This is a genomic window from Psychrobacter sp. Ps6, assembly GCF_022129235.1.
Taxonomy (GTDB): domain Bacteria; phylum Pseudomonadota; class Gammaproteobacteria; order Pseudomonadales; family Moraxellaceae; genus Psychrobacter.
Map to the genome: position 1 here is coordinate 1 of NZ_JADQAI010000013.1, position 25,594 is coordinate 25,594.

22 protein-coding genes are annotated in these 25,594 nt (G+C 43.5%); 12 read left to right on the plus strand and 10 right to left on the minus strand.

The window, feature by feature from the left end; all coding sequences use genetic code 11:
• Positions 1-393: 393 nt before the first annotated feature.
• The 4 genes from I3255_RS12465 to I3255_RS12480 all read right to left on the minus strand — a co-directional run bounded on the left by I3255_RS12465 (position 394) and on the right by I3255_RS12480 (position 4,964).
• Positions 394-2,091, minus strand: a complete 1,698-nt coding sequence (locus I3255_RS12465; protein ID WP_238039105.1) for an AMP-binding protein — start codon at positions 2,089-2,091, stop codon at positions 394-396.
• A 571-nt stretch (positions 2,092-2,662) separates the two neighbouring features.
• On the minus strand, positions 2,663-3,439 hold the full coding sequence (gene fetB, locus I3255_RS12470; RefSeq protein WP_238039106.1) for an iron export ABC transporter permease subunit FetB: 777 nt from the start codon (positions 3,437-3,439) through the stop codon (positions 2,663-2,665).
• A gap of 94 nt (positions 3,440-3,533) precedes the next feature.
• The gene (locus I3255_RS12475) at positions 3,534-4,370 is read right to left on the minus strand and encodes an ATP-binding cassette domain-containing protein (RefSeq protein WP_238039107.1); all 837 of its coding nucleotides are present in this window, start codon (positions 4,368-4,370) and stop codon (positions 3,534-3,536) included.
• A 6-nt stretch (positions 4,371-4,376) separates the two neighbouring features.
• Positions 4,377-4,964 carry a thioesterase family protein gene (locus I3255_RS12480; protein WP_238039108.1) on the minus strand — a complete coding sequence of 196 codons (588 nt, stop codon included), beginning with the start codon at positions 4,962-4,964 and terminating at the stop codon, positions 4,377-4,379.
• A gap of 232 nt (positions 4,965-5,196) precedes the next feature.
• Here I3255_RS12480 and xthA point away from each other — a divergent pair, with 232 nt between their 5' ends.
• The 3 genes from xthA (at position 5,197) to I3255_RS12495 (ending at position 8,211) form a co-directional block, all read left to right on the plus strand.
• Positions 5,197-6,021 (plus strand): exodeoxyribonuclease III, encoded by an 825-nt coding sequence (xthA, locus tag I3255_RS12485; RefSeq protein WP_238039109.1) that lies wholly within the window; start codon positions 5,197-5,199, stop codon positions 6,019-6,021.
• A gap of 171 nt (positions 6,022-6,192) precedes the next feature.
• Positions 6,193-7,416 (plus strand): bifunctional glutamate N-acetyltransferase/amino-acid acetyltransferase ArgJ, encoded by a 1,224-nt coding sequence (gene argJ / locus I3255_RS12490; RefSeq protein WP_238039110.1) that lies wholly within the window; start codon positions 6,193-6,195, stop codon positions 7,414-7,416.
• 396 nt (positions 7,417-7,812) lie between these two features.
• Positions 7,813-8,211: a DUF4377 domain-containing protein gene (locus I3255_RS12495; RefSeq protein WP_058024290.1), complete on the plus strand. Its 399-nt coding sequence runs from the start codon at positions 7,813-7,815 to the stop codon at positions 8,209-8,211.
• Positions 8,212-8,331: 120 nt separating this feature from the next.
• Here the strand turns inward: I3255_RS12495 and I3255_RS12500 are convergent, their stop codons facing one another.
• Positions 8,332-9,765 carry an L-serine ammonia-lyase gene (locus tag I3255_RS12500; protein ID WP_238039111.1) on the minus strand — a complete coding sequence of 478 codons (1,434 nt, stop codon included), beginning with the start codon at positions 9,763-9,765 and terminating at the stop codon, positions 8,332-8,334.
• Positions 9,766-10,300: 535 nt separating this feature from the next.
• On the opposite strand from I3255_RS12500, the gene I3255_RS12505 reads away from it, so the two are divergent.
• Complete coding sequence (locus I3255_RS12505) at positions 10,301-11,725, plus strand: solute carrier family 23 protein (protein WP_238039112.1); 1,425 nt, start codon at positions 10,301-10,303, stop codon at positions 11,723-11,725.
• Between the two features lie 145 nt (positions 11,726-11,870).
• Here the strand turns inward: I3255_RS12505 and I3255_RS12510 are convergent, their stop codons facing one another.
• Positions 11,871-12,803 carry a DMT family transporter gene (locus tag I3255_RS12510; RefSeq protein WP_238039113.1) on the minus strand — a complete coding sequence of 311 codons (933 nt, stop codon included), beginning with the start codon at positions 12,801-12,803 and terminating at the stop codon, positions 11,871-11,873.
• A gap of 370 nt (positions 12,804-13,173) precedes the next feature.
• Here I3255_RS12510 and I3255_RS12515 point away from each other — a divergent pair, with 370 nt between their 5' ends.
• Positions 13,174-14,184 (plus strand): WG repeat-containing protein, encoded by a 1,011-nt coding sequence (locus I3255_RS12515; RefSeq protein WP_238039114.1) that lies wholly within the window; start codon positions 13,174-13,176, stop codon positions 14,182-14,184.
• A 104-nt stretch (positions 14,185-14,288) separates the two neighbouring features.
• Here I3255_RS12515 and I3255_RS12520 read toward each other — a convergent pair whose 3' ends face one another.
• Positions 14,289-15,338, minus strand: a complete 1,050-nt coding sequence (locus I3255_RS12520) for an alpha/beta hydrolase (protein ID WP_238039115.1) — start codon at positions 15,336-15,338, stop codon at positions 14,289-14,291.
• Positions 15,339-15,365: 27 nt separating this feature from the next.
• Positions 15,366-15,530 carry a rubredoxin gene (locus I3255_RS12525; protein WP_057759803.1) on the minus strand — a complete coding sequence of 55 codons (165 nt, stop codon included), beginning with the start codon at positions 15,528-15,530 and terminating at the stop codon, positions 15,366-15,368.
• Between the two features lie 398 nt (positions 15,531-15,928).
• On the opposite strand from I3255_RS12525, the gene I3255_RS12530 reads away from it, so the two are divergent.
• Positions 15,929-16,444, plus strand: coding sequence for an adenine phosphoribosyltransferase (locus I3255_RS12530; protein WP_201601684.1), 516 nt, complete (start codon positions 15,929-15,931; stop codon positions 16,442-16,444).
• 86 nt (positions 16,445-16,530) lie between these two features.
• Here I3255_RS12530 and I3255_RS12535 read toward each other — a convergent pair whose 3' ends face one another.
• On the minus strand, positions 16,531-16,983 hold the full coding sequence (locus I3255_RS12535; protein ID WP_238039116.1) for a hypothetical protein: 453 nt from the start codon (positions 16,981-16,983) through the stop codon (positions 16,531-16,533).
• A gap of 102 nt (positions 16,984-17,085) precedes the next feature.
• The gene (locus I3255_RS12540; RefSeq protein ID WP_238039117.1) at positions 17,086-18,030 is read right to left on the minus strand and encodes a transaldolase; all 945 of its coding nucleotides are present in this window, start codon (positions 18,028-18,030) and stop codon (positions 17,086-17,088) included.
• Between the two features lie 499 nt (positions 18,031-18,529).
• Here I3255_RS12540 and pheA point away from each other — a divergent pair, with 499 nt between their 5' ends.
• The 6 genes from pheA to I3255_RS12570 all read left to right on the plus strand — a co-directional run bounded on the left by pheA (position 18,530) and on the right by I3255_RS12570 (position 25,578).
• On the plus strand, positions 18,530-19,702 hold the full coding sequence (gene pheA, locus I3255_RS12545) for a prephenate dehydratase (RefSeq protein WP_238039118.1): 1,173 nt from the start codon (positions 18,530-18,532) through the stop codon (positions 19,700-19,702).
• A 95-nt stretch (positions 19,703-19,797) separates the two neighbouring features.
• Positions 19,798-20,940, plus strand: a complete 1,143-nt coding sequence (gene hisC / locus I3255_RS12550) for a histidinol-phosphate transaminase (protein ID WP_238039119.1) — start codon at positions 19,798-19,800, stop codon at positions 20,938-20,940.
• Between the two features lie 97 nt (positions 20,941-21,037).
• Positions 21,038-23,383 (plus strand): bifunctional prephenate dehydrogenase/3-phosphoshikimate 1-carboxyvinyltransferase, encoded by a 2,346-nt coding sequence (locus I3255_RS12555; RefSeq protein ID WP_238039120.1) that lies wholly within the window; start codon positions 21,038-21,040, stop codon positions 23,381-23,383.
• 226 nt (positions 23,384-23,609) lie between these two features.
• Positions 23,610-24,560 carry an EamA family transporter RarD gene (rarD, locus tag I3255_RS12560; RefSeq protein WP_238039121.1) on the plus strand — a complete coding sequence of 317 codons (951 nt, stop codon included), beginning with the start codon at positions 23,610-23,612 and terminating at the stop codon, positions 24,558-24,560.
• A gap of 57 nt (positions 24,561-24,617) precedes the next feature.
• Positions 24,618-25,055, plus strand: coding sequence for a dihydroneopterin aldolase (gene folB, locus I3255_RS12565; protein WP_238039122.1), 438 nt, complete (start codon positions 24,618-24,620; stop codon positions 25,053-25,055).
• Positions 25,056-25,074: 19 nt separating this feature from the next.
• On the plus strand, positions 25,075-25,578 hold the full coding sequence (locus tag I3255_RS12570; RefSeq protein WP_238039123.1) for a 2-amino-4-hydroxy-6-hydroxymethyldihydropteridine diphosphokinase: 504 nt from the start codon (positions 25,075-25,077) through the stop codon (positions 25,576-25,578).
• The last annotated feature ends 16 nt before the right edge of the window (positions 25,579-25,594 follow it).

The following is a 25,594-nucleotide window of genomic DNA, read 5'->3' on the forward strand; positions in this document are numbered from 1 at the left end:
AAATAAGCATCTAAGTAGATCAAACGGCTGATTACTGTTTTTTAAAATTAAAATCCTTATTCAAATCAACAGTAATAAAGTGCCCTAAATTAAATGTTCAATTAAGCTAAATTGATAGAAAACTTAGTGACACATTTCGGCATTACATTAACATAACTACAACTAAATTCGTTACGGCTATCCAAGAACTCAATAGTTTATATTTACGTTTGATATATTGAACAATATGTGTTGAAAGCCAAAAGAGACAAGCGGTTCACGCTAATGAGTGCCATTTATCATTTATATAATCGTTGGTAAAAGTTATAAAAATGATAATTAAAGAAGAATATATAGAATAAAAAAAGCGCCTTATAGCTAAAATAAGGCGCTTTTTTATTGGGGGGGGCTTGCTTATCGTTGAGGATGTTCCGCGTGATGTTTTTCACGTAATTTTTGGCGTAATACTTTGCCGACATTGCTCTTTGGTAGGTCACTCACAAATTCAATATAACGAGGGCACTTATAACCAGTCAGATTGTCTAGGGCAAACTCTGTAATAACTTCTTTAGTCACGTTATTGTCTGCAGGAACAATATAAATTTTAACCGCCTCACCCTGACGCTCATCAGGAATACCAATTACAGCACAGTCAATCACCCCGTCGCAGTCTAGCATCACAGATTCAACCTCATTTGGGAATACATTGAACCCTGAGACCAATATCATATCTTTTTTGCGGTCTAATAAGGTAAAGTAACCTTTTTCATCCATACTCGCGATATCACCAGTGCGGAAATAACCGTCACTCGTGAAGTCATTAGTACTGTCTCTATTATAGTATCCTGATGTCACATTAGGCCCTTTGATACACATTTCACCCGCTTGGTGAGTACCCACACGCTCGCCATTTTCATCAATGAGGATAATGTCGACGTTCGGTACTGGGATGCCGATAGTACCGTTGAATTTGTCATCGGTGACGAGGTTGGCAGTACCACCAGCGACGCCCTCAGTCATGCCCCAGCCTTCAACCATAGGGCAGCCTGTGACCTCTAACCAGCGCTCTGCTGTTTGTTTGGTGGCTGCCATACCACCCGCTTGAGAGATGCGTAGGGGTGCAAAATTCAAGTTTTTGAAGGTTGGCGTATCAAGCAATCCTTTGAAAAGGGTATTGACCGCAGGGAAGATATGAAATGGCTGCTTGGATAAAGTTTTGACAAATCCTGGCATATCACGCGGGTTAGGTATCAATATAAAGGTATAGCCCGAGCGCATACCAAGTAAGCTCAGCGAAAAAGCAAAAATATGATAGAGCGGCAATGCCATGACCATATTGATATATACCTCATTGATATCTGAGGTCACCGGGCGATACCATGCTTCTGCCATCAATGCAGCGGAGACAATATTGCGCTGGGTCAGTATCGTGCCCTTAGACAGTCCTGTAGTACCGCCTGTGTATTGCAAGATAGCTAATTGATCTAAAGACATTTTTGGCGCATGAAAAGGTAAATTTTTACCTTGCTTGAGCACGTCAGGGAATTTGGTAACTTCATGCTTTGGATCGTTGAGCTCGTATTTGGGTATCAAGCGTTTGACTTGACGGACAATGGTATTTACTAGCATACCTTTTAGGCCCATCATATCGCCAAGTTTAGATAAGACGATACGTTTGATGGCAGTCTCATCTACTACTTGCTCAAGGGCCTGCGCAAAATTGTCCACCACAAAAATCACCTGAGCACCTGAATCATTTAGCTGATGGCGTAGCTCACGACCTGTATACAGTGGGTTAATAGGAGTACAGACATAGCCTGCACGCAAGATGCCAATCATCGTTGGTAGATATTGCGGTAGGTTTGGCATCATCAATGCAACGATACTACCTTTAGGTAGACCTTGCGCTTGTAACCATGCGGCGATGGCAAGAGAAGCGTTGTTGACATCATTATAAGTATGCGTAACACCCATGCATATACTCATTGGATGCCCGCTAAAACGCTCAAAGCACTCCTCGTACAACTCCATCACGCTGCCATAAGTATCAGGATTAATCGTCTTTGGTACACTTGCCGGATATTGGTCAAGCCAAGGTTTGTTTGGCATCATAGTCAGCGTCCTTGCAGTTTGATATAGGTGAATGTTTTTTAAGAAAGCAGTCATATGCATGTCAATATCACAAATCAGCATCAATGTGATTAACCTGCTATTGGATGCAGTAACGTCCGTGTCTGCTTGCTTTTGTTGCCGTTGTTCAATGCTAATTAACTACTGATGGGTGAGCTAAATGAATCAAACAATTAGATAATCCAATGACAGAAATAACCTGTATTTCAATTAGATATTATCTGATTTTTGCAACTACGGTATCAAAAAAACGATACATTTAAGCAATACAGTAGCATGAATAATGTTGAAGACAATAATAGAAAGCAAGACTGAGCAGTACATAGATAAAGCTGAAAAATTTGAGACATGTATGATGTTTAAGAAATGAGCCACAGTTAGGCGTATTTTTGAGCTGGTAATGAATATAAAAGGGAGGGGATTGTTTATCAATAATGAATAAAGTAATTGACTGTTTAGATGAGTTAACGAGCTTATGTAGATAAACAACGGCCTGGTTTTTTAGAATGTTAATGCTTAAACGTCAACCTGAGGGACAAGATCAAAGGAGAAACTATCGAGGTAAAATAAACTGCTGATTTTTATTAAAAAAGCGTCGATAAATCAGTAAGGCGCTAATCGTACAGCCAAGCGTACTACTTACACATATCAAAAACATCGTCACTATCTGATAGCGTACCGCTTGTGTGGGGTCGGCGCCAGCCAATATTTGCCCCGTCATCATACCGGGCAAGCTGACAATACCGACGACCAACATGGAGTTGAGCGTTGGGGTCATCCCATTGGTAATCGCAGCACGTATCTGCTCATGCACAGCTTCAAATGGTCTAGCAGAAAGACTCAGCATCATCTCGATACGCCCTTGCTGCTCATGAAAAGCTTCGATCAGCTGACTGCTTGTTAATGAAATGGCTGTCAAAGAATTGCCCAATATCAGCCCCAATATAGGAATAACGAATTGCGGGGTATACCAAGGCTGTACTCTTAGGATAACGATCATCGCTATTGCAGTGACTAGTGTCGCTGAGGTGCCGACGGCTAGTAGTGTATCGGTTAGCAACCCTTTATAGCTGCGTTTGACACGATTTTTGGCGGCACTCCCTGCAATCAGAGTCATGATGGTCAAAATCAGCAGGACCTCATACCACTGCTCACGGGCAAAAATCCATGCCAGTATCAGACCAATAAAGCTAAGCTGCACAATGGTGCGAATAGCAGCTATCAACAGCGTTTTTGTCAGTTTTAAGCGCAGTTGCCATGAGATGAGTAGTACGATGATAATCATACAACTGGCGAGGGCAATATCACCGTAAGTTAGAAATACTTGCATATCAACCCTACCATTCATGGGTGCTCATGATAAAAAGAAGAAAAAAGATGGGAGTATAATGAACGCAATCTACTCAAGGTTTTGGGGAAAACTTTTACAATACCTCAGTTAGTACACCTGCTTGCATACGCCAATGTCTATGAGCCAGCGGCATGATATCTTTGGTATCATGAGTTACCCATAACAACGTGCGCTGAGTATCTGCTTGTAACCACCTCATCAGCAGGTGCACTAGCTGCGCTGAGGTATCGATATCTAGCGCAGCGGTTGGTTCATCTAGCAATAGTACTTGTGGGTTTAATTGTAATAGACGCAACGTATTCACCAGTTGGCGCTCACCACCAGATAAATGATGAGCCTCTTGTTGCAAAAAGTCTGAATGTCTATTGAGCGTCTCAAGCTGGGATATATGCCAAGCCCTATCAAAACTCTGAGTCCGATGTGCATGCAGGTCATAAGGCATTTTTAGGTTTTCAAGCACGCTCCCTTCTAATAACTGTGGATGCTGAGCAAGTAGAGCAACGTGCTTACGCCAGTCCGTAGGTGAAGCGGTGTGGATGCTTTTATGGTTCTGATTTGGCGTGGCATCACTGCGCAGATGGATGTCGCCAGTGGTCATCGGCAATAATCCTGCCAGCACCCGCAATAGTACTGACTTACCACTACCAGAAGCACCAGTTAAAACGGTGACTTGCCCTGATAGTAGCTTGCCACTCGCATCATTTACTAATATGCGGCTATGAGGCGATAGGCCATCAGATAGCGCATTTTTTTGTCGCTTATTTGACCATCTTTGATAGAGTTTATGCGGTGCAAAGGTTTTTGTCTGTTCACCACTACTATGCTTAGGATTATTGCTATCGACTACTGGTCTGCCATGCACCCAGAGATTATTAAATTCAAGCAAGGGTCTATCAGGATCAATGTGCATAGCGTTCTACAGTCGTTCGTTCATTTGCTCACTAATCGCCTGCTCAATGGCATCTCGTAATTCTTTTGGCACACGGATAGGGCGCATGGGTGTGGTATTCACTGCGTTGTCAAATTGATTATTATTTGTTTCGTTATTGGCCATTGGTTCTGGCTTAACAAGGTTTTGCACACAGGCAATGACGATTTTGGTGCTACTTAATAGTTGGCTACTAGCTTTGTCTGAGGCGCTATTATCTGATGTGCTGCGATGAATGCTTTGATAAAATATGATGCTGGCAGGCTTTAGCTCTACTTTATCGATACGTACAGAGATGACTTCATCTAAGAGAATGGCTCTTTTGTACTGTAAATCCGCCTGACTCACGACAAAATGCTGTATGTCGCCATCATCAGTTTGCAAAAAGTAACCGTTTAAGCCCAGTTTGGTAAACCAATCACGGCGGCAGTTTTCGAAAAACACCAGATGGTTGGCATGATAAACTATGCCGCCAGCATCCGTATGGTTGATGTAGACGTTATAATCTTTAGCAAATAGTGGTTCCATATTATTATTCGCGGCTGTATTTTTATTTTTATGCTCAGTTGTCGTCATAAAGGTGCTCAGTATTTTTGATAAAGGTTGTTTAGCGAACGTAATTTATATATGCGGGCAAATAAGAAACCCAACAAAAAATAGTCTCTATTATATTTATAATAAGCGCTACTCTAGCTCAAGATATAAGGCCATGCAACAGCTAGGACAGCCTAGGTCTGTTATCATAGACATTTGCATCGCATACATCTATATCAGCACCGTATTTTAATCAATCAGTATAGGACAGTTTATGACCCGTTTTGTCAGTTTTAATATCAATGGTATCCGCGCGCGCCAGCATCAGCTTGAGGCAGTGCGCGAGGTAATCGATCCTGATGTCATGGGTCTACAAGAGACCAAAGTCCATGACGATCAATTTCCACTTGATGACATAGAAGGTCTAGGATATCACGTAGAGTATTTCGGGCAAAAAGGACATTATGGCGTGGCATTATTGTCGAAAGTAGCGCCTATATTTGTACAAAAAGGTTTTCCTAGCGAAGATGCTGAAGCACAAAAGCGTTTTATACATGCACGCTATGAGTTTGAAGGGCGTGAAGTGGATGTGCTCAATGGTTACTTTCCACAAGGAGAGACCCAAGACCATCCGACCAAGTTTCCGATGAAGCGTGCGTATTATGCAGATTTAATGGCTTATATTGATACACTAAAGGCAGAAGGTCGTTCGATCATTGTCATGGGCGACATGAATATTGCACCAGAAGACATCGATATCGGTATCGGGGAGGTCAATGCCAAGCGCTGGTTGAAAAATAGAAAAACCTCGTTTTTGCCAGAGGAACGCGAATGGTACTCAGCATTGATGTCGCGTGAGTTGACCGATACGTACCGTTTACATTATCCAGAGAGTACCGAATTATACAGTTGGTTCGATTATCGCAGTCGCGGCTTTAATGATGAACCCAAGCGCGGTCTACGTATCGATCATATTCTATGCACCTCAGACCTCGTTAGTGAATGTATCGATGCTGGAATCAGCTATGAGCTGCGTGCAATGGAAAAACCTTCAGATCATGCGCCAATCTGGTCGGCATTTGACCTAAAAAAACCGTGATATTCAGATATAGTCAATCCACTATAAAAGCGTTACGGCGTTAACCTCGCTTGAAGTATGACATATACATCTGCACGCGGTTGCCTTGTACCACCTTTAAATTGGATCAACTATAGTGTTTATTACATCACCTAAAAACAACGATAAAAATTGAAAAATAAGGATTTTATTATGGCTGTTGGAAACGTAGCAATACCTGATACTATTTATCCCATTGATGGCATTAAGCTGAGCGCAACTGCCGCGGGCGTACGTTATAAAAATCGTGATGATTTGGTCGTGATTGAAATCGCTGAACATGCCGCGACCGCAGTTGTCACGACTAAAAATACATTTTGCGCCGCGCCTGTACGTATATTACGTGAGCACTTTGCCAAGGCCAGTCCGCGTTATCTGGTAACCAATACAGGGAATGCAAACGCAGGGACGGGCGCTGATGGTAAACGCCGCGCTACTGAAATCTGTACAGCCTTGGCTGAGAAAGCTGGCGTAGAGGCTAATACAATACTGCCATTCTCTACTGGCGTGATTGGCGAGCCATTAAATAGTGACGCGGTCATTGCAGGTTTAGACGGTGCGCTGATGAACTTAGCCTCTGACAGCTGGCTGGCTGCTGCTAATGGTATTCGAACGACAGATACTATCCCTAAGCTTGCTAGCCAAAAAGTCGACGTTGCAGGTATTAGCTATCATATCACTGGTATGTCAAAAGGCTCAGGCATGATACGTCCAAATATGGCGACTATGCTAGGTTATGTCGCAACTGATGCCAATATCGCGGCCGACTTATTGCAAGAGATGCTTAGCGCTATCAATGAGCAGTCTTTTAATCGTATTACTGTTGATGGTGACACATCGACCAATGATTGCTGCGTATTGATTGCGACAGGCGCTGCCAGCTCAGATGTGATTGATAGCCCAGCGCATCCGCATTATCAACCTGTTTTTGATGCATTGACCGAAGTATTTGTACGTTTGGCGCAGCTTATCGTGCGTGATGGTGAAGGCGCTACTAAATTCATGACCGTCAAAGTGACTGGTGGTCAGAACACGCAAGAATGTTGCGATGTGGCTTATGCAGTGGCACATTCGCCGCTGGTAAAAACGGCATTCTTTGCAAGTGATGCAAACTGGGGGCGCATCTTGGCGGCAGTCGGTTATGCTGGTATTGACGACCTAGACACCGAACAAGTTGATGTGTATTTAGATGAGGTGATGATTTGTCAAAATGGCGGTGTCGCGCCCAGCTATACAGAAGAAGCAGGTAAAAAAGTCATGAGCCGCGCTGAGATTACCATTCACATTGATTTGGCTCGTGGTGATGCTAGCGATACGGTGTATACCTGCGATTTGTCATACGACTACGTCAAAATAAACGCTGACTATCGCAGTTAGAAACGGTCTTAAAAGTTTCAATCTTGACAGATTTTTTAAATCTATTTATAAAAAGCCAGAGTAATTATTGCTCTGGCTTTTTTGTGTCTAATATTAAGCTGTTATCAAATTACTCCGCTATTCAATACGTAGTATTAACATCAGTTGCAAAAGCTGACGTTACTTTACAAAGCAGTCATAGAGAGTAAGGTGAGTTGCGATCTATACTTGCTGGGGTGAACAGATGATATTCACTACAACGCTAGTAAAGCTGGCTAGAGATTTCAATTAGCGTGACTCTAAATATCATCATGGTAGAAAGAAGCTTTGTTGTATGAAGAAATGCAGTAGAGTTTTTAAAATAATAAATTTAGATAGAAAATGAAGAATTATTACCAATTATCTGAGGATTGAATAATGAAAAGATTAGCACTTGCAGCATTGATGACAACTTTTGCTCTTACTGGTTGTTCTACTATGGACATGGACAATGAGCGTACAATGGTTGTAGAAGGACAGCCTATGAACGTCAAAGTGGTAAATATTCCAAGTTTTGAAGTAGAAATCGCACCGCGTAAAGCAGTTTGTGACCTGACTGCAACAGACGGTACGATGGTTGAATCACAGTGCCTACAGTATCGCCAAACTTATCAGAAAAACTACACCACTTTAAGTGGTAACATTCAAGGCTTCACTTATGAGCCAAACTACCGTTATGTATTAGATGTACGCCAAGAAGCAGTCACTGCTGAAGGATCTAATGTGGTCAAACCAGTTTGGATTCTAAACGAAGTCGTTTCAAAAACTGCTGAATAGTATAGCTTGAAAATATCGTATCAATAAAAAGGCCGCTAATTTATTAGCGGCCTTTTTATTGATACGATATCTGCTGCTATGATGAGATAACGTGATTGAAGGTAACATTCATCAATTACATTAACATTGACTGTAGTTAACACTAACGCCGCGCGTCGCAGTAGGAATTCTATTATCAGCGTAGACAGCTAGGCCACCACGAGCGGTCTCTTTATATTTATCAGACATATCAGCACCTGTCTGCTTCATGGTTTCTATAGCCTTATCCAAAGAGACAAAGTGCTGACCATTTCCTCTACAGGCTAGACGTGCTGCATTGATAGCTTTGACCGCCCCCATGGCATTGCGCTCGATGCAAGGCACCTGCACTAGACCACCAATAGGGTCGCAGGTTAGACCTAAATTATGCTCAATACCGATTTCTGCCGCATTTAAGCATTTAGCTGGTGTGCCATTCATGATTTCTGCTAATGCAGAACCTGCCATCGCACATGCCGATCCAACTTCGCCTTGGCAGCCGACTTCAGCACCAGAGATTGAGGCGTTTTGCTTGATTAGGCTACCGATAGCGGTGGCGTTCAATAAAAATTTGCGGACACCATCTTGGCTATAGTTAGGTAAAAAATCACGATAGTAGTGCAATACTGCAGGAATGATACCTGCTGCGCCATTGGTAGGTGCGGTCACGACTTTGCCGCCATTGGCATTTTCTTCATTGACAGCGAGTGCGTATAAGTCTACCCAATCCATGGCGGCTAATTTATCAGTTTTGGTGATAGGTTGGTCTTTTTCCGCAGACAGTTGCATGTGCAAATCTTGTGCACGGCGTTTGACATCCAAGCCGCCTGGCAAAATACCGCCATTTTCACAGCCTTGTTTAACACAATCTTGCATGACCTCCCAAATACTATCTAGGTAGGCAAATACTTCTTCTTTGTCATGGAAGTGGCATTCATTGGCCAGTACCAATTCGCTGATGCTCAAATCATACTGACGACATTGTTCTAGTAGTTCTGCTGCATTATTAAAAGGATAAGGCACGCTATCGATCGTTGGGCTGGCATGATCTTCATCCGGATTGGTGGCATCTTCTTCATTGATGACAAAACCACCACCAATAGAATAATAGGTCTGCTGATAACGAGTACCGTCAGTCGATATAGCACGAAGCGTCAACGCGTTAGGGTGATAGGGTAGGACAGTATCGTCGTACCAATAGATATCCTGCTCTGTATCAAATGCAATCGTGTGAATACCTGACACATCTAATGTTTTGCCAGAAAAAATAGGAGAAAGATAGCTACTGGTCATACGTGTATCAATGGTGCTAGGTGTATGGCCAAGTAAGCCTAACAATATGGCAGTATCTGTTGCGTGCCCTTTTCCTGTCGCCGCCAAAGAGCCATAAAGCTCGATTTCAATCTTTGCGATAGCCGTCAGTTCCATTTGCTTGGTCAATGAGGCTAAAAATAAATTGGCTGCCACCATTGGTCCCACTGTATGTGAGCTCGAAGGACCAATGCCGATTTTAAATAGATCAAAAATACTAATCATAATGAGTTACCGAAAAATTCAAAAGCTTGAGCAATTGTGATGATTGCATTGAGCGCTTTTATTGGAAAGATAATAGGCAGTCATCGCTCGCAGGCACCGTTAAAAGGTACTTATAAGTGGCTGTCTATGGAAAGGGTGCTGTAAAAGAGTACAAGTGGTGACTGAATAATCACTTTTATTTATTTTGAAACTCCGCTATCATGCTCGGAGTCAACGACTATGTAACATCCTGTAAGTCAGTATCGCTATTAAGTATGCTAGCTTGTAGAAGACCAAAAGTATTTTTAATAGTACATATTACTCTCATACAACTAGCAAGACTTGGCTATCATACCAAATAACACTTTTGGTTTGTCATATTACAACATAAATGAATGAATTGGGATGACATATTATAGGTAGAGGATTATAGCGTTTTTCTACTTATATGACCTGCTATCTATATAGCCCTGTCTACCAGCCTTTCAATTCAGCTCAGTTTTTACTTTATCAGTTATTTTAGCCTATTACCTCAGCTCACATAGGACACGCGCGCATGCCATCTCAAAAAGACCCATCATCAGCTTCAGACAACAGCGCTCAAGATCAGTTAGCTCAAAACTCACTAGAGGCTGCAAGTATTGATTCAGTAGCCATCAGTTATCCGCACAATCCAGATTTTGAAAATGGTCGCTGGTTTCCGACATGGCGACCTTACAAAGGCGATTTGGATCGTGATCCAGTGGGTATCAATGATTATCTGCCACCATCGAAGAGTGTATTACTTGGTATACAACATACGTTTGCCATGTTTGGTGCGACCGTCCTTGCGCCATTATTGATGGGATTTGACCCTAACTTAGCCATTTTGATGTCTGGTATCTGTACGGTGATGTTCTTTATGATCACTGGTGGACGTATGCCAAGCTACTTGGGGTCAAGCTTTGCTTTTATCGGTCCGGTGATTGCGGTGACTGCGTATGCAGGGGCAGGGTTCAATGATAATTTAAATGTCGCGTTAGGCGGTATCATGGCCTGCGGTATCATTTATGCGTTGATTGGCCTGTTGGTGATGAAAACCGGCACTGGCTGGATTGAGCGCTTAATGCCGCCTATCGTCACCGGTGCCATTGTCATGATTATTGGTCTTAATTTGGCGCCAGTCACTATTCAGGGCGTATCTGCCAATCAGTTTGATGCTTGGATGGCTACGTTGACTGTATTACTCATCAGTGGGGTGGCGGTGTTTACCCGTGGCATGTTGCGTCGTTTGCTACTACTCGTGGGTTTGGTATTATCATACATTGCTTATTTCGTGATGACCAATATCCTAGGTTTTGGTGCGGCAATTGATTTTAGCGCAGTCGCTGCGGCTTCATGGTTTGGCTTGCCAAGCATTCATACCCCGCGCTTTGAGATGAGCGCTATTATTCTCATTGCGCCTGTCGCCTTTATTTTGGTCGCTGAAAACTTAGGTCATTTTAAGGCAGTGGAAGGCATGACCAAGTCTCGCGTGACCCCTTATATGGGCCGAGCATTTTTTGCCGATGGCTTGGCAACGACTTTCTCAGCAGGATTTGGCGGTACAGGTGTGACTACTTATGCTGAAAACATTGGGGTGATGGCGGTCACCAAAGTATATAGCACGACGATATTTGTCGTCGCAGGTGTGGTCGCTATCATATTAGGACTATCACCAAAATTTGGTGCCATTATCCAAACGATACCAGCGGCTTTATTAGGCGGCGCTTCTATCGTTGTTTTTGGTCTGATCACGATCGCTGGGATAAAAATCTGGATCGATAGCCACATCGATTTTAGTAAAAACAGCAATTTGATCATCGCGGCAGTAACCGTAATCATGGGTACAGGTAATTTTAGCTTGCACTTAGGTGGTTTTGATTTGGGTGGTATCGGTACCGCCACTTTAGCTGCTATCGTATTAAATGCTCTATTTAATCAAAGTTCTGACGTTAAATAAGTGATGCTAATAAGATTAAAGTTTGCGCCTATCGAATACAGATAGTAAAAGCATATATCCTTTAACAAAAAGCGCCCATGCTATCTGTAGCATGGGCGCTTTTTGTTGAATGACGGTGTTGAGTAGCTGTATCAATATCACTTAATTACTTATAGTCTCGCTTATAAAACCTTGAAAAAAATCGATAGCGGCGTAGGGCGCGTGGCTTTGGCTTTAGTGACCCTAAATAAATAGCAAACATGGTTAACAAGGCGCCGCCCCATTGTAAGCTGTTGATAGGTTTGTCCAGCCAGCTATAATCAATGACAAGTGCCGCAACAGGCTCAGTTAATAGTAACAAACCAGTCAAAGCCAGAGACAACTTGGGAATAGAATAAGCAATAAGTCCCCATGCCAAACACTGCATCACTGTGCCGTAGATAAGCACCCAACCAATCTCCGACCATGTGTTGGGCAAGATATGACCTGTATCGAATATAAACATAGGCACAATCATCGCTAAGACGCCACCGATACTAATTAGCTGCATCAGCATAAATATCGGTGTCGGTTCGGTATCATGTGTCTTGCGAATAAAAGTCATCGACGCGGCTAGCATTGCTCCTGATACAATACCCGTTACAAATCCCCAAGTGGCCGCTGAATTGTGTGCAAATTCAGGACTGCCTATCATTGCAACGCCCAGCATCGCTAAAAATAAACTGATGATCTGCACGATAGATTGGCGCTCATTGAAATATAAAAAACCAATGGCAGCCAAAAAGAAGATTTGTAAGCTATTGAGCAAGGTTGAAATACCAGGACCCACAGCATAAATACTCTCGTGCCAAAGCGCCAAGTCTAATCCTAAAAATGCACCTGACAATAAACCATAAAAAATAGCACGTTTTGATTGTGGTATCTGTTGGCGCATCACTTTGGCTAAAATCGCAAAGACAACCCCTGAAATGGCCAGTCGCCAAAATGACATCGCCCAGCCACCGATATCGACGTGAGCGACAATCAGACTGCCAAGCCCAAAGATAATGCAACCGATGACTAGGCCAATAGGGGCAGCGCGTGAAGAAGCAGTCGCCATAAAACGTCCTTATATTATTATTTTTATGGTACTAGACCAATGTGAGGGTTAGCCCAAGCCCTATTGTCGTGGTTTTAAGCAAAAAATGAAATGGTAAAACCAAAATTTATTCTGGTTATTAGATAGGTCGTTGCTACGGATGACCTATTAAACTACATAGTACGAAAAAGTCTCGTGGGCAGTAGAACCATCACTCATACAATAGTGCTTGTACAACAGCGCTTATATAATCGAGTCACATCCTTACAGGAATGACGTTGGCGCTGGTATCACAATTTGTTAGTCTAGTACTCATAAAGTCATCAGTCATGATTCGCTATATTAAACAATCTATATTATTTGCCTAGGTTTACTTATGCTCCGACATTTTATGTCAAAAATACAACCAAATATGACCTCTAGTTTGCCTCTAAAAATATTGCAATTTAGCTTTGCGATAGGTATCGTCTCAAGTGCATTTTTTTTAATGCCTAGCGCACAAGCGGCTAGTTGCAAGCTCCCCAAAAGCTACTATAAAAACGTCTCTTGTACCTCTAATAGCGGCTATTTTTTGGCAATCAAAGATTTTGGTGCGCCAGTCGCTCTGATTGACAGCAAAGGTAAAAGGGTCGTTGATTTATCACGCTATCAGAAAGTCGATGCCAATAAGATATCGGGTGGGCTATTACCCGTATTGCGCAACAGTCGAGTCGGTTATCTCAATATGCAGGGCCGCGAGGTCGTGCCTGCAATGTACGATATGCTCACAGGGAATCAAGGGTGGGCACGTCCAGTATCTGAAGGCCGTATCGTCGTAAAAAAAGATGGTAACTACGGTGTTATCAATACCTCCAACAGCACGGTTGTCTCGTTTTCAGCATCGATTGATGAGATCGATGATTATCGTAATGGGAGAGCGCGCGTCCGTAAAAACAGTGCGATAAGTTGGTTGGATAAAAATGGTAATGCGACGCGTGATCCAAATGCTCAGGATGATAGTCAGTCGGCTAAAAAATCCACAGCTTCTACTAACAATACATCATCACAATCAAGACAACCTGCACCCACACGTTTTACGACGTTACAATCACGTCAGCAAGATGGAAAATGGGGCTTCGTTGACGACAACGACGTTACGATGATTACCTATTCGTTTGATGAAGTTCGTCCATTCTCTGAAGAATTCGCGGGCGTTCGTATCGGAGAGGAGTGGGGCTTTGTCAATCTCGGCGGTGAGCTAGTGATTCCTTTTCGCTTCACTAATGATGGGGTATTGGCTGATGATAATTATAAGGGTCAACCCTCGTTTGTATTTACAGGCGGTAAGGCATGGATCGGCAATTTAAAAAACGGCAATAAAATGTGTATTGATAAAGAAGGCACAGGTGTCAGCTGCGATTAGCGTTATATCTGTAATTGGTATACAACGAAAAAGAGTGTAAGCCCTATCCATTATCGATAGGATTTACACTCTTTTTTATAGCTGGTGTTACTATAGGCAAATAGCTATTTTTCTAACAAATGATTGCTAATCAAATCGACCATATAAGGCTGATAATATTCTGGAATATCATGCGCCATACCTTCGATTAAATGAAACTTGGCATTAGGAATGGTTTTTGCCACCACTCGACCTTGTGACGCTGGTAGTAGTCCGTCAGCGCTACCATGTAAGACAATCGTTGGTGCTTTGACTTGCTTACTAAAGCGGCTGATAGAGCCTGATGCCAAGATGGCATTGAGCTGCTGCACCGTGCCGAGTGGGTGAAAGTTGCGTTGATAGCGAATTTTGGCAATTTCACGCACCATGCGCACATTGACGTGACCTGGCGTACCAACAGTTTTCATAAACCAGACACTATGGCGTACGATATCACGCTCAGAGTGGCTCTCTGGGCGATTGATGAGGGTGTATAACTGCTTAGGTCTTGGCGGTTTTAAAAATGCTCGATTGGTCGTGGTAAACATAAGCGCCATACGCTGCACCAAGCTCGGATAACGTGCCGCCACAATTTGTGCAATCATCCCGCCCATAGAGGCGCCAAGCAGATGCGTTTTGCCAAGCTTTAGTGCCTTGATCAAACGTGCGGTATCTTCTGCCATATCAGTCAAGTTATAAGCAACCTGAGTGCTTTTGTTCGATAGACCTGTTTGTAGGCGTACCATCATTTTGAGCTGGTTGATACGCGGTAGGCCCTCGATCTGTACTTTAGAAGACAGGCCAATATCACGATTGTCAAAACGGATCACAAAAAAACCAGCATCAATAAAGCGCTTAATAAAATTGTCTGGCCAAAATATCATTTGCGAACCCAGCCCCATGATCATCAGCAGCGGCGGATTATTAGGGTTGCCACCCGCTTCGACACACAGCTCTATACCGTCACCAATATCAATCATCGCTTGATGAAGGTGTTTGCTAAGATCAGAGTCGCGCCACTGATGTTCCCCAAATCGTTGCCATTCAGGAGTAGGGTAAAAGTCCAGAGTATTATCTAAACTGGTATCTGACGTTTCCGGCAACTTGGCACTATTAATGTCATTTGATGTTGTCATGAAGTGTCCTAATTAGAGGGTCATCTACTACAGCTCAAGCATCTCAAAATCAAGCTTGCCGACACCGCACTCAGGGCAGGTCCAGTCATCAGGGATATCTTCCCATTTGGTACCAGGGGCAATACCTTCTTCAGGGCAGCCAAGCGCTTCATCGTAGATCCAGCCGCAGACAATACATTCATAACGTTTCATAAATAGTCCTATCGATCATTACCAGTGTTACAGTGCGTCATAAACGCTTATATTTCGTATTACAGTCATTATATTAGACGGTAAAAGCGCACGTAGTTTAGCATATAACCGTTATTTTCATAGTTAAGTTTACACTTGTATATTGAGATGACTTATCTTTTATCAAGGTATGAGTTCGCACTATTTTGCTGCGACCAAATACAATATCGGGCGTCAATCTGCAATAAGAAAGTCAATTATGCTATAATAATCGCCGCTAAATTCACAGTGTTATCCATTATTTAGCACTGATACATTCGTATTTAACTATTATCTAAACCATATAAACACACACGCTAAGGGTTTTCATGAGTATTAACGCCGCCACATCTGCCACTACCGAAAATGAGACGACTACGATGCTCAATACAGACCATCCGTTTTGGCAGATTATTCGCACAGTACCAGACTTTCCAAAAGTCGGCATTGATTTTTATGATATTACCCCGTTACTGCGCAGTCATATTGATGCTGTCATCGATGCACTGCTTGCCGCATTGCCAGAGGGACTGATGGATGAGGTGGATTGCTTAGGGGCTGTTGAAGCACGTGGATTTGTATTTGCCAGTATGCTGGCAGGACGTTTGGGTAAGGGTATGATTTTGCTCCGTAAGCCAGGTAAACTGCCACCACCTGTCGCTAATAAAGCATATGCGCTTGAGTATGGGAAAGACACGCTTGAGATGCAAAACAACTTGCCACCTGAACGCGTACTGCTGGTCGATGATATCTTGGCTACTGGAGGCACATTGACGACCGCTTATGAGTTATGCCAGTCAGCCGATCATACTGTGGTCGGTGCATTAGTTTTATTAGATTTGGTTGATCTACATGGCGAGTTCCCAGTACCTGTCTATACGGTACTAAAAGCGTAAGTTTGATTGTTCAAGAAAATTTATAGAGTATAAAAAAGCGCCCTGAAAATAGTCAGGGCGCTTTTTTTGTGGTGAGTCTAATGATATTACGATTTGTTTTGCTCATAGCTTTTACAGGCGTATTCGATCAGCGTGCGACCAACGGTCTTTGGTGTGGTGATCTTAAAGTCTTTGGTGGTCAGTATAGGCTTGTCTGATTGCCAAGACTTAATGACTTTATTATCAGCACTGTAATCGACGTAAGCCCTTTTATAGTAACTGAAATCTTTACAAGAAATCAGTAGTTGCTGATCGCTATGATGGATGGGTTTTTCTTTCACTGTGCTCTTATCTTTTTGCGTAGGATAGGTTCTTAGCAAAGAGACAGTAATGTTTTCGACGTCTTTTTCGTCTATGATGTTGATGTCAGAGTGTTCGATAGAGTCTACATCTAAGCTAAACGCCGATCCAGAGTCGCTCTCGGTCACCTCGACCCAATTGACCGCATGGGTGCTGGTCATTAAAACACTGCCTGCCAATAACATTGATAGCCGTTTCATACTTAAGCCTTGCTTCTTGTTATCTGAAGTCGCTCATGATAGCCAACTTACTGTGGGCAGGCAAATATCTTTTGTGCCATATGAGTGCTTATCGTGCTTCGTTTATTGCCCGCGAATGGCCGCTAGCGTCTTCGCCAGCTCATCACGTGCCCCAATAAAACCATCAATACCTTTTGGTAATAGGTCTTGTGTGACTGTGTCTTGCTGATAGGCTGCGCTGAACTCTTCATGTGTCAAGCTCACTTGGCTCATCGCTTGCATATCCATGGACATGCTCGGCGATAACTGACGAGGCACATCGATATCCATGGCTGCCAGCTCATCGATTAGGTTGGGTGCAATGGTCAACAAATCGCAACCTGCGAGTGCCAATATCTGCTCAGTTGAGCGGAAACTCGCCCCCATGACTTGCGTATGATAGCCATGCTGCTTGTAGTATTGGTAAATAAGTTTGACAGATTGTACGCCCATGTCCTCAGAAGCCGGTACGTTTTGACGGCTTTGCTGGCGTTTTTGCCAATCTAAAATACGCCCTACAAAAGGAGAGATGAGCGTCACGCCCGCATCTGCGCAGGCGATTGCTTGATGCTGACCAAATAATAGAGTCAAATTACAGTGAATGCCTCGGGTTTCAAGATAACGCGCCGCCTCAATGCCCTGCCAAGTTGCTGCCATTTTGATCAATACTCGTTCTGAGTCGATACCAGCTTTTTGATAAGCGTTCATAAAAGCTAAGGCTTTATCGATCGTCGCCCCAGTATCATAAGACAAACGCGCATCGACTTCGGTAGAAACGCGCCCTTCAATAAGCGCCAAAATATCACAACCAACTTGAATGGTTAGGGCGTCAATCACCGCATCTACATCGCCATTATGACGGCTCATTGTTTCTGATAGCATGCCTTGGTTATCAGGATGGATTAGTGCTTTGGTGATAAGGCTTGGATTGGTGGTCGCATCGATGGGTTTTAGACGGGCAATAGCAGCAAGGTCGCCAGTATCAGCGACAATGGTCGTCATGGTACGTAATTGTTGTAATGCGCTCATCAGATATCCTTTTTCTTATTAATGATGTGGTGCTCCTCTTGTATATCGCAGGGTAGGGAGCTGAATGGAAACTGTAACACAGTTTTCTACGTGTGTTTGCTCATAGTTGTGCTATGCGCCACTGTCATATCACTTAACTGTGATAATATTAATAATAATTTGCCGGCTTATCACTATTTACGAATGGGCACTGACCTGAGTTTTTGCTATAGTAGAGCCGGTCATCCGCTGGTCTGTTGTATTTGGCGACCAATATAGCAGTAATACCAGAGAACGCCAATGACGCGCGATGTTTCTAACAGACTGTTTTTGGATGACGATTAAAATAGTTTCGGTCATTGACCACTATTTACCAATGACTTCATAATGACACTCTCAAGCACTATAGGTATGTAGAGATAGCCGAAGCATTTAAAAAAAACAGTAAAATTTAGCAGATATTCATATCTAAATATTAGTAATACCTAACAGTGATAAAATCTAAAAAGGATAGGCGGTAATGAGCGAGCAGTCACCAGAACAAACCATGGACAATCTAAATCAAACCGCCGCAGGCGCTAGCGACACCGCAACTGAAAAAGAGTTTTTAGACAATATTCGCCAAAATATTGATGCGGTCGACTGTGAAATCCAAACACTCATCAATAATCGTGCCAAGCTGGCGCAACAAGTGGCAGCGGTAAAGAAAAACCACACGGCCGCTGATGGCAATATCAATCCTATCTTTTATCGTCCTGAGCGTGAAGCACAGGTGTTAAAAGCGGTCATGGAGCGCAATACGGGTCCAATCGCTGATGAAAAGATGGCACGTTTGTTCCGTGAAATCATGTCGGTATGCTTAGACTTAGAAGCGCCGCAGCGTATTGCCTTTTTAGGACCAGTTGGCACCTTTACCCATGCCGCTGCACTGAAGCATTTTGGCAAAGCTGCTGATACTGTGCCAATGACGACCATTACCGATGTATTCCGTGAAGTTGAAGCGGGAACTGCGATGTATGGCGTTGTCCCTGTCGAGAACTCTTCAGAAGGGGTAGTCAATCATACTTTGGACGGATTCTTATCTTCTACGCTAAAAATTATTGGTGAAGTTGAGCTGCCGATTCATCAAAACTTCTTAGTCGCTGAGCATACTAAGCTTGATGGTTTGAGCCGTATTTACTCGCACCAGCAGTCATTGGCTCAGTGCCGTCATTGGCTAGATGTGAATTTTCCTAATGTGGAGCGCGTTGCGGTATCAAGCAATGGTGAAGCAGCGCGTCGCCTCAAAAACGAATGGCATTCAGCAGCAATCGCTGGTGACGTTGCGGTTGCAGAGTACGGCTTACATAAGCTTTATTCAAACATTGAAGATAATCCAAGCAATACTACCCGTTTCCTTATCATCGGTCATGAGGCCATTGCGCCTTCTGGTCAAGACAAAACCTCCATCGTTGTCTCAGCCCATGACAGAGCTGGTGCATTGATCGAAATCTTGAAACCTTTGTCATATCATGGCGTATCGATGACCAGTATCGAGACACGTCCTGAGCGTCCTAATAAGTGGGCATATGTGTTCTTTATTGATATGAACGGTCATATCAATGATCCAAATGTCAGCGCCGCTATCAACGATATTCGCCCATTGGTAAAAGATCTGCGCATCTTAGGCTCGTATCCAAAAGCAGTATTGTAGAAATATATCGGGTCATCTATTAGTTTGTTTATCTACCGAGATTGACACTTAATAGATGGGCGATCGCATTTAGTGATAATACTTAAGGATAAATCATGCAGCCTGATCAATTGACAGCATCAAACCTATCGCCATTAACGCCAGCTTATGACAGTATTTTGGCGTTGGCACCTTATCAGACAGGTAAACCAATTGAAGAGCTGACGCGCGAATATGGTGTCTCAGATGTGGTGAAACTGGCCAGCAATGAGAACCCGATGGGGTGTTCACCGCGAGTGACGCTAGCGGTCACTGAGCAGTTGGGTCAATTGTCACGTTATCCTGATGGCAATGGCTATTATCTGAAGCAAGCGTTAGCTGACTTCAATGATGTCAAAGTCGAGCAGATTACGCTTGGTAATGGCTCTGATGATTTGCTCGATATTTTAGCACGTAGTTTTGTGGGCGTTGATGATGCTATCGTCTATAGTCAGTATGCGTTTGTGGTCTACTCTATGCTGGCGAAGATGCAAGGTGCTACAGGAATTGAAGTACCTGCTCAGCGCTTTGGCCACAATCTAAAAGCCATGAGCCAAGCGGTACAAGATAACTCGAATACCAAAATCGTCTTTATTGCCAATCCGAACAATCCAACGGGTACGCAGTTAGAGCAAAAAGAGCTGCGCCAGTTCGTTGCCAGTGTGCCAAGCTCAGTCTTGGTGGTACTAGATGAAGCTTACATCGAGTATAGCCCTGAGAGTAACAACCGTGCATTATTAGATGAGTTTGATAATGTCATCATCGTGCGTACGTTTTCTAAAGCTTATGGGCTGGCAGGTTTACGTGTGGGCTATGCATTAAGCTCAGTAGCTGTTGCAGAGTTATTGAACCGAATTCGTCAGCCATTCAATGTCAGTCGTGTAGGCCTAGCTGCTGCCGCTGCGGCACTTGCTGATCAAGATTTTATCGAAAAAACGCGCCAGATGAATGATGAGCAAATGCGTTGGTTAGAAAAGCAGTTTGATACATTAGGATTGGGGTTTGTGAAGTCGCATGCCAATTTTATTATGGTTGAGGTACAGGTTGAGATGGAAGATATAACTGCGGCTTCAATCCATCAAGCACTCCTTGAGCAAGGCGTTATTGTTCGGCCATTAGGCGCTTATGGGCTGCCAAACTGGTTGCGTATTACGGTGGGTGTGGCCGAGGACAATTTACGTTTGATTGATACTTTGCGTTCTATTCTGAGTGAAGACTAAGCACATCCATTAATATTTTTAACTTAAAAATTGATCTCAACTAGCCATTAAAATTTATAACACTAAGATTATCCTTATCTATGTCTTAGTGTGTCCAATGAGAAAAGCCGTGAGTAGTCAGGAAAATAATAAACTTCAATCGTCTCTAAATGCTACGACACCTATATTTAAACAAGTTTGTGTGATTGGACTTGGACTGATTGGTGCCAGTTTTGCGCAAGCTATTAAAGATAATGACTTAAGCGCGCGTCTGGTAGCAGTCGATAGACATGCGCCAAGTATTGCAGAAGCTATTGAGCATGGTCTGCTAGATGCAGGTAGTGCAAACTTACAAGACGTCATCGCTGGTAGTGATTTAATTATTATTGCAGTGCCAGTACAGGCAGTTCAAGCAGTGTTCATTGATATCAAACAAGCGATGGATAACGGACAGCTTACCAGTGATTGCATCATGACAGATGTCTGTAGTACCAAAGTCAATATCATTGACGCGGCCAAAACGGTGTTTGGTTCGTTACCAGTAGGATTAGTGCCCGCGCATCCAATTGCTGGGGCTGAAAATTCAGGGTATCATGCCAGACGCGCCAATTTATTTGTCAATCATAGTGTCATTATCTGTGAGCTAGCTACTACAAGTAATATTGCTATTACTAAGCTGCGATTATTATGGGAATCAGTGGGCGCAAATGTTATAACGATGGATGCAGGTCACCATGATCGTATATTAGCGCATACCAGCCATTTGCCGCATTTGCTTGCCTTCAATTTGGTTGAGCAGTTAGCAAGCCATGATGATAATTTAGATATGTTTCGTTATGCCGCTGGTGGGTTCCGCGATTTTACGCGTATCGCCGCAAGCGACCCTAAAATGTGGCATGATATATTTTTTGCCAACCAAAGCGCCATTGTGAGCGCCCTTGATGAGTATGGTGTCTATCTGCAAACCATGCGCCAGCTCATCATTGATAAAGATTCAACCGCCCTGATGGGACTTTTGGGCCGCGCGCAAGCCGCACGGCGACATTTTGGCCATATGTTAGCCAGCACCCCTTATACGGATACTTCTGCCATGTCAGCTTCTTATAATATTACCCCTAGCAATACTGTCTCTGGCACCATTGCCATTCCTGGTGACAAATCTATCTCGCATCGTAGCATTATGCTGGGCAGTCTTGCCACAGGCGTAACAAATGTGACTGGATTTTTGGAAGGGGAAGATGCGCTAGCAACGCTACAAGCATTCCGTGATATGGGTGTGACTATCGAAGGCCCTGATAATGGCAACTTGACCATTCATGGTGTCGGTATGAATGGTTTAAAACCAAGCAAAACGCCATTGTATATGGGCAACTCAGGCACTAGTATGCGTCTGCTGTCTGGTATTTTAGCCGCGCAATCATTTGATAGTGTACTAACAGGTGATACCAGCCTAAATAAACGTCCGATGGAGCGTGTGGCTGCACCGTTACGGTCTATGGGTGCTGTTATCCAGAGCACAGGTCATAGTGGTACCGCACCGCTTAGCATTACGGGTCGCGATACAGCTGGTAAGCCATTGCAGGGCACTGAATATGATATGCCAGTGGCGTCAGCGCAGGTAAAGTCTTGCTTGCTACTAGCAGGTCTATGGGCCGAGGGTACGACAACGGTCACACAGCCTGAGATTAGCCGTGACCATACTGAGCGTATGCTCTCGGCCTTTGGTTACCCGGTAACTGTAGAAGGAAATCGCATCAGTGTCACTGGCGGTGGCACACTAACAGGTGGCGATATTGCGGTTCCTGCTGATATCTCATCTGCAGCGTTTTTTATGGTGGCCGCTGCTATTAGCCAAAATAGTGAGTTGACCTTGACGCAAGTCGGTATCAATCCTACGCGTACTGGCGTTATTGATATTCTAAAATTAATGAATGCAGATATTAGCCTAAGCAATGAAACGCACGTTGGCGGCGAGCCAGTGGCTGATATTACCATTCGCAGCTCAAACTTGGTCGGTATTGAGATACCAGAGCATCTCGTACCACTAGCAATTGATGAGTTCCCTGTACTGTTTGTCGCGGCTAGCTGTGCCAAAGGGCGTACCGTCTTGACTGGCGCTAAAGAGTTGCGTGTTAAAGAGTCGGATCGTATTGCGGTGATGGCAGAGGGCCTACAGACGCTTGGCATTGATTGTACCGTCACTGATGATGGGCTGATTATTGAAGGCAAAGGCACTGCTACTGAGAACGGCGATATAAATAATAGCCAGCCTGTCTTTGGTGGTGGTCACATTGTCTCGCATCATGACCATCGTATTGCGATGAGTTTCTCTGTTGCCAGTTTACGTGCTGCTGAGCAAATTACAATTGAGGGTACAGAGACGGTCAATACCAGCTTCCCAGGTTTTGCTGAGCTTGCCAACCAAATCGGTATGTCTATTCAAGTGGATACTGATGCTGAATAAATGAGTGAGTGTGGATCAACATGTTCCTATGATTACGCACTGTAAAGCATCCATAAAAAGCTCAATCTAATATTGTTAGCAATGTACTCATGTCACTATTGGCATGAGTACATTGCTTTATATCTTATAATTTCACTGTAGTGACCCTGCGCTTTCACCACTAAATTGATAATAATAATCAGAATTAGGTGAGGGTGCGCTTTGCTCTAAAAAGTTGTCCTGTACTATGACTACCCAAAATGTCGTCAAAAAACCTGTTGCCCCGATTACCACAACTAGACGCGGTATTATCACTGCGCTTATTGCCTTTTTTATCTGGGGTGGTTTCCCTTTATACTTTAAGCAATTATCCGATTACGATGCGACCGAAATCATAGGACACCGTATTGTTTGGACGTTTTTTTGCCTACTCATTGTATTGGTAGCGACCAAGCGTTGGGGGTGGATAGAGACGCTCAAACAAAACCCAAGATGGATCGCGTTGTCACTCGTCTCTGGGTTAATTATCGCAACCAACTGGCTGACCTATGTATGGGCGGTCAATCATGATCGTATCCTTGAGGCCAGTTTAGGCTACTTCATTGGTCCATTGGTGGGTGTTGGCCTATCGATGATTTTATTCAAAGAGCGCCTGCGCACGCTACAATGGGTAGCCATTGGCTTTGCACTACTGTCTGTAGTCATTCAAGTGGTGATGCTTGGTAGTCTGCCTTGGATATCATTGATTTTAGCGTTCAGCTTTAGTACTTACGGCACCATTCAGCGGCAAACCCCATTAACTGCTGTTGATGCGATGTTTGTTGAAACGGCCATGCTAGTCCCTTTATGTATTTGGTGGTTTTGGCAGTCTGATGTGGTCAGCCATCAGCTAAGCTTTTGGTTTAGCGCAAACATTTGGTTATTGATGCTTGCAGGCCCGATTACTTTAATACCACTATTGTTATTTAATAAATCGACCAAGCTTGTCGCATATAGTATCTTAAGCTTTATGAACTATCTGACGCCGACCTTTATTTTCTTCTTAGCGGTATTTTATTACAATGAACCATTTGATCTACATCGTCTGGCAGTATTTGGTTTGATTTGGTTAGGGTTACTCTTATTTAGCATTGATCTGTGGCGACATCGTCCAAGCAAAGTGTTAAAGGCTGAGCGTCTCCGTGAAGAGGCTTTGTGATCGGTTAAGTAAAAAATTAAAAATACGCACAAAAAATTAGCAAACAAGGATGAAAGGATGTTTCATACGCAGTCTGATGTAGTATTTATAAAAGGTCTAAAAGTTGAAGCGGTGATTGGTGTGTTTGATTGGGAGCGCGCCATTACTCAGCCATTACTGATCGATATCGCGCTTGAGACCGACATTAGCCGTGCTGCTGTGTCCGATGATGTCAGAGATGCCTTGAGTTATAAAGAAGTCTGTGATGATGTGAGCGAGTGGTGTAAAGAGATTCAAGCAAAGCTGCTTGAGCATTTGGCCGGTCAGATCTCTGATAATATATTTGCAAAATATGACTGTCAAAAAATCACGTTGAGCATTGCCAAGCCGACTGCCATTGCCCAAGCAGATGCGGTAGGGGTACAAATAACACGTTATGCGCCAGCGCTAACCAATGAGCCAGCTACTAAAGACGTTACCAAAGAAGTTAATGATAGCCAAGCCGATGATGCATAAAACGTCGATGGAGTTGAATGTGGCAACGCTAACACAATGCGCACCTGAGACTCTGCAAGCGCAGTCCGTGGTAGAGATGGTGTTAGCGCTGGGTAGCAACTATCAAGCCGAGAAGTATCTACCGCTTGCTCGAGAGAGTTTGGCAGCGCTGGGTGAGGTAAAGCTATCTACTGCTTTTCAAAACCCTGATTTTACCGCGACTACCCAATTACCAAAACCTGACTATACCAATCAATGCGTCTATCTAGTACTGACCACACCAATGAGTCTGCAGCAACTACAGCAAACCTTTAAAACACTTGAGGGGAACTGTAATAGACGTCGACAGACTAAGCCGAATCAAGTACGGCGAGTGACAATGGACATTGATATTTTGATGGTCAAATTGGCTAACATAGAAAATAGCCTAAGCAAAAAATTGATGTTTAAATCAATGTCTGATTGGATAGTAATGGCAGATCGTTATCCGTTTAAAGCGCATGAGGAAGCTGGGGTTAAAGAATTGATTTTAACCAAGCTATAGTTTGGCTAATAAGTAG

Excerpts from the sequence above, each read along its gene's own strand:
- I3255_RS12495 (WP_058024290.1), top strand. The coding sequence starts at position 7,813 with ATGAAAAGATTAGCACTTGCAGCATTGATGACAACTTTTGCTCTTACT.
- pheA (WP_238039118.1), top strand. The coding sequence starts at position 18,530 with ATGAGCGAGCAGTCACCAGAACAAACCATGGACAATCTAAATCAAACC.
- I3255_RS12525 (WP_057759803.1), bottom strand. The coding sequence starts at position 15,530 with ATGAAACGTTATGAATGTATTGTCTGCGGCTGGATCTACGATGAAGCG.
- I3255_RS12505 (WP_238039112.1), top strand. The coding sequence starts at position 10,301 with ATGCCATCTCAAAAAGACCCATCATCAGCTTCAGACAACAGCGCTCAA.
- I3255_RS12555 (WP_238039120.1), top strand. The coding sequence starts at position 21,038 with ATGAGAAAAGCCGTGAGTAGTCAGGAAAATAATAAACTTCAATCGTCT.
- I3255_RS12530 (WP_201601684.1), top strand. The coding sequence starts at position 15,929 with ATGCTCAATACAGACCATCCGTTTTGGCAGATTATTCGCACAGTACCA.
- rarD (WP_238039121.1), top strand. The coding sequence starts at position 23,610 with ATGACTACCCAAAATGTCGTCAAAAAACCTGTTGCCCCGATTACCACA.
- I3255_RS12540 (WP_238039117.1), bottom strand. The coding sequence starts at position 18,030 with ATGAGCGCATTACAACAATTACGTACCATGACGACCATTGTCGCTGAT.
- I3255_RS12465 (WP_238039105.1), bottom strand. The coding sequence starts at position 2,091 with ATGATGCCAAACAAACCTTGGCTTGACCAATATCCGGCAAGTGTACCA.
- I3255_RS12535 (WP_238039116.1), bottom strand. The coding sequence starts at position 16,983 with ATGAAACGGCTATCAATGTTATTGGCAGGCAGTGTTTTAATGACCAGC.
- I3255_RS12510 (WP_238039113.1), bottom strand. The coding sequence starts at position 12,803 with ATGGCGACTGCTTCTTCACGCGCTGCCCCTATTGGCCTAGTCATCGGT.
- I3255_RS12500 (WP_238039111.1), bottom strand. The coding sequence starts at position 9,765 with ATGATTAGTATTTTTGATCTATTTAAAATCGGCATTGGTCCTTCGAGC.
- folB (WP_238039122.1), top strand. The coding sequence starts at position 24,618 with ATGTTTCATACGCAGTCTGATGTAGTATTTATAAAAGGTCTAAAAGTT.
- fetB (WP_238039106.1), bottom strand. The coding sequence starts at position 3,439 with ATGCAAGTATTTCTAACTTACGGTGATATTGCCCTCGCCAGTTGTATG.
- I3255_RS12475 (WP_238039107.1), bottom strand. The coding sequence starts at position 4,370 with ATGCACATTGATCCTGATAGACCCTTGCTTGAATTTAATAATCTCTGG.
- I3255_RS12520 (WP_238039115.1), bottom strand. The coding sequence starts at position 15,338 with ATGACAACATCAAATGACATTAATAGTGCCAAGTTGCCGGAAACGTCA.
- I3255_RS12480 (WP_238039108.1), bottom strand. The coding sequence starts at position 4,964 with ATGACGACAACTGAGCATAAAAATAAAAATACAGCCGCGAATAATAAT.
- xthA (WP_238039109.1), top strand. The coding sequence starts at position 5,197 with ATGACCCGTTTTGTCAGTTTTAATATCAATGGTATCCGCGCGCGCCAG.
- I3255_RS12515 (WP_238039114.1), top strand. The coding sequence starts at position 13,174 with ATGTCAAAAATACAACCAAATATGACCTCTAGTTTGCCTCTAAAAATA.
- hisC (WP_238039119.1), top strand. The coding sequence starts at position 19,798 with ATGCAGCCTGATCAATTGACAGCATCAAACCTATCGCCATTAACGCCA.
- argJ (WP_238039110.1), top strand. The coding sequence starts at position 6,193 with ATGGCTGTTGGAAACGTAGCAATACCTGATACTATTTATCCCATTGAT.